At 39.3% G+C, this 6,075-nt stretch carries 2 protein-coding genes; both read left to right on the top strand.

Annotation, left to right across the window (positions count from 1 at the left end):
* The first annotated feature begins 656 nt into the window (after nucleotides 1–656).
* Nucleotides 657–2,999, top strand: coding sequence for a M1 family metallopeptidase (locus BM179_RS20205; RefSeq protein WP_092018986.1), 2,343 nt, complete (start codon nucleotides 657–659; stop codon nucleotides 2,997–2,999).
* Nucleotides 3,000–3,226: 227 nt separating this feature from the next.
* On the top strand, nucleotides 3,227–6,075 hold a 2,849-nt coding region (locus BM179_RS25415; protein WP_177219466.1), incomplete at its 3' end, for an Ig-like domain-containing protein.

The following is a 6,075-nucleotide window of genomic DNA, read 5'->3' as shown; positions in this document are numbered from 1 at the left end:
CCGAGAATCCTATAGATGAATCAGCGAGAGGAAGCGAAATAGTTTTTTTGTAAAATCATGGTATAGATTCAGTTTTTAAAATAAGATGGTTTAAAAAACGGGGGATTTGCTGTTAAAGGACTAGGTAGTGCTCATCATAGAAATGCTGAGAATTACAATAAGGATAGATTTTTAATGAATAATTTATTGGCAGTGTGTTGAAGGGACCGCATACAGTTGTCATATTTGAAATGACAGGCTGAAAGTAAGTGTGTAAAGATGTGTTTAAAAAAGGAAGCATCCAAGCAGTTTGGTTTTATTGTTGAGTTTTACTTAGTAAAATGTATGATTATTTGATGTATGATAAGATTACAGCTTTAGCGAGGAGTCATTATGCCTGTTTTTAAAGAATTGTCATGTTGCTTGGCTGAAGTACAGTACTATAGTTACAAATAGTAACTTGAAAAGAAGAGAATGCTTCAGGAAGAATGTTTTTATTGAATGTTTTAAAAGTATCTGAAGTAAAACGCGGAGAGCTGTAAATATTGAAGTCTCAACTGATCAATAAAACCCATGGCTGTCTCATAAAAAACCTGTTTTGTATAAAGTGGGAAGACTTTTTTGTAAAAAATTATTAAATTAGCTAGCTTTTTTATAATACTCACCAACAAATCGAAATGAAAAAACTACTGTTACTCTGCTGTGTTTTCATGGCTCAGGGCATACAGCTTTTGGCCCAGCAAAATCCTTATAACGGGAATACCCGTTTTGAGCAAATGGGTTCAGAACTTCCGACCCCCAATACATACAGAACAGCCTCAGGTGCTCCCGGAAAAGATTATTGGCAACAACGTGCTGACTACGATATTAAAGTAGAGCTAGATGACAATGCCCGTAAAATTACCGGCACAGAAACTATTACTTATTTCAACCAGTCTCCCGACGAATTACCTTATTTATGGTTGCAATTAGACCAGAACCTGTTTGAAAAAGGAGCAATTGGTTCTAATACCCGCACGGGAGGCATAGATCCGGCTACAGGTTTAAGTGCAAATGCACTTAAAACGATGATGGGAGATGGTAAAGAGTATGGATATAAAATCACCTCTGTTCGTGATGCAAAAGGAGTTGCCCTGCGTTATACCATCAATAATACCATGATGCGTATAGACTTGCCTGCTCCGGTAAAACCAGGGCAGAATGTTTCGTTTTCGATCGACTGGAACTATCTTATCACTGAATATTATGGTCGTTCGGGATATGAGTTTTTCCCGAAAGATGGAAATGCCAATTACTTTATCTCACATTTCTTCCCACGTATGGCTGTATATAATGATGTTTACGGCTGGCAACATAAACAATTCCTGGGTCAGGGTGAATTTACCCTTACTTTCGGAAACTATAAAGTGGCAATCACTGCTCCGAATGACCATGTAGTCGGAGCTTCCGGTGAATTGCAGAATGCTTCTCAGGTGCTTTCTGCTGAGCAGATCAAGCGTTTGGACAAAGCAAAAACTGCTGCGCGCCCGGTATTGATTGTTTCGCAGGAGGAGGCTGAAAAAGCAGAAAAAGGTAAACCTACCGGAAAAAAGACCTGGATATTCAAAGCTGATAATGTTCGTGACTTTGCTTTTGCTTCATCCCGTAAATTTATCTGGGATGCTATGCAGGTAGATGTTGAAGGCAAAAAAGTCTGGGCAATGTCATTGTATCCAAAAGAAGGGAATCCTCTTTGGGGCCAATATTCGACAATGGTTGTAGCTCATACCTTACGGTCATACTCTAAACGTACAGTGGCATATCCGTATCCGGTTGCTTACTCATGTCACTCAGTAGCAGGCGGAGGAATGGAATTTCCGATGATTTCATTTAACGGAGGACGTCCGGAACCGGACGGAACATATTCTGATGCTGTAAAAGCAGGAATGATTGGGGTAATTATTCATGAAGTTGGTCATAATTTCTTCCCGATGATTATCAACTCAGATGAGCGCCAGTGGTCATGGATGGATGAAGGTCTGAATACTTTCTGCCAATATCTGGCTGAAATGGAATGGGATAAAAATTTCCCTTCCCGCCGCGGAGAACCCCAATTGATTGTGCCATACATGAAAACAGATCCTTCTCAGCAAGTACCGATTATGTCCGGTTCTGATAATATTATGGCTTTCGGTCCGAATGCTTATGCAAAACCGGCTACAGCCTTGAATATTTTACGTGAAACTGTAATGGGTCGTGAATTGTTCGACTATGCATTTAAAGAGTATGCACGTCGCTGGGCATTTAAACAACCATATCCTGCTGATTTTTTCCGTACAATGGAAGATGCATCAGGTGTTGACCTTGACTGGTTCTGGAAAGGTTGGTTTTATACAGTTGAGCCTGTAAATCAATCTATTGAGACGGTAGAATGGTATGGCGTTGATACGCAGGATCCTGCCAAACAGAAAGCAGCCGCCAAAGCTGATTTCGAGGCAAAACGCAAGACTTTGAGCAATATCCGTAACGAGAAAGATATAAAGCAGTCTGTAGTTGAAAAAGACGCTGATATGAAGGATTTTTATAATTCTTACGACAAATTTGCGGTAACTGATGCCGACAAGAAGAAATATGAACAATATCTTGCCGGATTATCAGAAGATGAGCGTAAATTGGTTGAGTCTGGTAAAAACTTTTACGTGGTAAACCTTAAAAATAAGGGTGGCTTAGTGATGCCTGTCATTATAAGAATGCAATTTGAAGACGGAACCGATCAAATCGTAAGAATTCCGGCAGAAGTCTGGAGATTGAATGACAGAGATGTGAAGAAAGTAATTCCTACTGATAAAAAAGTAGTGAAATGGACCTTAGATCCATTCTTTGAAATCGCTGATATTGATACAGAGGATAACTTTTTCCCTCGTGAACCTGCACAACCTACACGTTTCCAGGTATTTAAAGCACAGCGTCCGGCTTCGCAAAACCCTATGCAGCAACAGAAACAGCAATCAGGTGGAGCCGTGCAGGGAGCTAAAAATTAAAGATTTTAAGCCCTGCTTTTTGAAAATAAGTCTGTCGGTTCTCCGGCGGACTTATTTTTTTGGTTATCATTTGATAATACAATTTGGAGCTAAAATTTATTTTAAATTATATTCGTCTAAGTTATTTAAAGACAGAGTATTCATAAGCTTCTGCACAAAGGAAGTATTATCTGTACAATTTCTTTTGTAACGTTTCTACATCTTAATTATTAAAGTCTACATCTACTATGAAACTATCTTTTAGAAAGATAGCTGTTACGCTATTTTCAATAATGTTCAAAGGCATTAATCTTGCTTTTGGACAATGCCCCCTTATTACTCAACAACCAGCTTCACAATTTGACTGCGTTCCCAACAGTATTGTAATGACAGTGACTGCTACAGGGAATAATCTGACTTATCAATGGCAGAGGAGCAGACCTTCAGACGGAGGGGTATTTGTTAATCTTCCTGTTGATCCGGGTTATCAGATTAATCTGGGCACGCCGAATGTTTTGCAGATTCAACCTACCGGGGGAGTGGAAAACCCTTCCAGAACCCGCTACAGAGTCATAGTATCGAACGGAAGCTGTTCTGTAACATCAGAGCCGGCTGAAATAAAACTAAATGATATTTCTCTTTCCGGCTTTCAGGCAACCTGTGCAGGGAGTAAGTTTAATTTATCGGTAGTTTTTTCAGAAGATGATTTAAATGCAAGAAGTTATCAATGGGAAAAGCTCCCGAATGGACAAACAGACTGGATTCCTGTCACAGATAGTTATATATCAGGAACCAATACTCACACACTGACTTTCGATAATATTCCTGCCTCAGAGGACAGAACAAAGTATCGGTGTAAAGTATTTTTTAACCTCAGTCCGAATTATGATAATCCTGTTGACAATTGTCAGAAAACAACAAATGAAATATCCCTGACAGTATATCCTGTTCCACCAGTACCAATTCATAGCAAAGAAACGATAATTGATGCATGTATTGGAGATAAGATAACATTAAACTCAACAGGATGCTCTGCTGAAGGAGGAACTACGTCCTGGTATGATGAAGCTAATCAATTAGTTGCATCTTCTGCAATTTACATTTTTAACGCTTCTGTCCCCGGTGCTAAAAACTATAAAGCGATTTGCAGTAAAAATGGCTGTTCAAGCCCTCAGTCAAGTGGTATTTCCGTAACAGTTTATGCTTATCCGGGAGCACCTAAAGTAACAGTTTCGCCGGTATCAGGAGTTGTATGTCAGGGAAACCCTGTTAGTCTGACGGCCACTAAAGAAAACACGGGCAATACAGTGAGATGGTACACACAGGCTACCGGAGGAAGTGCTGTTTCAACCAGTAATAATTCTCTTCTTACAGCTGTCCGGAATGTTCCTTCTTCTGAAATTGTTCCAATCGATGCTAATACGCCGAGGGTGGTAAATTATTGGGTCGATCAGTCTAATGGCGGAGGATGCAGAAGCCCCAGGTCAGCCATAAGTTTTACCGTAAATCCCGGGACATTAATAAGTAGCCAACCTGTAGATCAAAAAAAATGTGCCGGACAAGATGTTGTTTTTTCAGTGATAGCAACGGGTTCCGGACTGAGTTATCAATGGAAAAAAGGAAATGTGATACTCACAGACGGAGGAAAAATAACCGGTTCTAAAACAGCAAATCTGACGATTTCAACTATTGATGCTTCTGATGCAACAAATACTGATAACCTGTATTCCTGCTCAATTTCGGGGTCATGCGGAGCTATTTCTTCTGCCTTTGTTGATTTATCAGTTTCTGCAATACCAGATCCCCCCTTGATTGTATCGCATATCAGTGAATGTGAAAGTACCGGAGAGGAATCCTTGAATTTGCATGTAAATGGATTAAACCTGAAATGGTATAGTGCACAGGTTCAGGGGAATTTATTAGGAACAGACCTGAAAATAGATAGATCATTACCGGCTGTTCAAAGTTATTGGGTTAGTCAGACAAATGCTGAAGGATGTGAAAGTGCCAGAAGCCAGTTGGATGTTCTTATTGACAGAAAACCTGAGAAACCGATTATTTTAAATACTGGCTCAAAATCCGATTTCTGTAATTCAGAACCATCTTTTACTTTAAAAAATACCTGTAAAACCGGAACCTCTTTTTTTAGAACTAATGAAGGAACGTGGGAAGAGAAAGACGAGAGTTTGATAAATCCTCCGGATTTCAACACAAATGCCAGTCTTAGATATGATTTTAAATGCGTAAATAAATCTCAGAATAATTGTGAAAGTGAAGTAGTTACACAAGTTATACAGATTAAAACAGCTCCCATTATTACACAAAATCTGAAAGATTTAGAGGTTTGTGAAGGAAGCGACGTGAGCTTTTCTATAATCGCAAACGCAGGAGGAAGCCCACTTAATTATTTATGGAAAAAAGAAGAAACCAGCACCAATGGTACTGAGGCTGATTTTAAGATTAACAAAGCTGGTAAAAGCGATGAGGGGGAATATCGCTGTATTATTTCTGCGAATGGTTGTTCTGTAACTTCCAATATCGCTAAACTTACTATAGTGAATAATGTTCAACCTCAACTGGAATATGCAAAAGAGAAATGTTTAGATTCAGAAGTCCTGCCAATTAGTTATGAGCCAAAAGGGGGGAATTTTTCAGTCAATTCTACAGAAGCAATAATCGACTCCCAAACAGGAAAACTAACGACAAATAAAGGAGGGGTTTTTGAAATCACCTATAGCGTGAATGATAATTGCGGAATCAGTAAAGCTATTTCAGAAATTGCTATAATCTCAGTTGAAGCACCAATAGTTATAGGAGCAAAAGCCTGTTTAGGTTCTCAGGTTAGTTTGACTGCTTCAGGTTGTGAGAATGGAGGATTATTATGGTTTGAGGAAAATGGGACAAGTGTTGATATGCCGATAACCTTCAGCAAATCTGTGAATTATTATGCAAAATGCCTGAAAGGAGAATGCCTGAGTGAGAAGAGTAATCTGGTAAGTATCGAGGAAACCACTACTACGCATGCGCAACTGGAATATGCAAAAGAGAAATGTTTAGGTTCAGAAGTTCTGCCAATTAGTTATGAGCCAAAAGGGGG

The organism is Pseudarcicella hirudinis (assembly GCF_900115665.1).
GTDB classification, from domain to species: Bacteria; Bacteroidota; Bacteroidia; order Cytophagales; family Spirosomataceae; genus Pseudarcicella; species Pseudarcicella hirudinis.
This window is presented reverse-complemented; position numbering and strand designations above follow the sequence as displayed.

Bases quoted from the DNA above. Each gene is read 5' to 3' on its own strand.
- BM179_RS20205 (WP_092018986.1), top strand. From the start codon at position 657: ATGAAAAAACTACTGTTACTCTGCTGTGTTTTCATGGCTCAGGGCATA.